This is a genomic window from Microtetraspora sp. NBRC 16547, from assembly GCF_030268965.1.
GTDB lineage: Bacteria > Actinomycetota > Actinomycetes > Streptosporangiales > Streptosporangiaceae > Microtetraspora.
This window is the reverse complement of record NZ_BSSE01000134.1, coordinates 1-255: the sequence shown is the minus strand read 5'-3', so window position 1 is coordinate 255 and position 255 is coordinate 1. Positions and strand designations below refer to the sequence as shown.

Annotated in this window: 1 protein-coding gene; it reads right to left on the bottom strand. The window is 62.7% G+C overall.

Annotated features, from left to right (window positions below; all coding sequences use genetic code 11):
* Positions 1–255, bottom strand: a 255-nt coding sequence (locus QSK17_RS35940; protein ID WP_285711164.1) for a transposase, incomplete at both ends; no start/stop codon positions are given.

The following is a 255-nucleotide window of genomic DNA, read 5'->3' as shown; positions in this document are numbered from 1 at the left end:
CGCGCTTGTCGTAGCGGGTCGCGACGGCACGGCACTGTTTCAGCAGGTTGAAGCAGCGTTCCCCCGTGTTCCGATCTCTGTATCGGACAGAGTCGAACCCCGGGGGACGACCGCCCTTGGAGCCCAGCTTCCGCCGGTTGGCCTGCTGGTCGCTTTTTTCGGGAATTACCGCCTTGATCTTACGTTTCCGCAGGTAGGCGCGGTTCTTCTTGGAAGAGTAGGCCTTGTCGCACATCACGACGGCCGGCCGGGTCC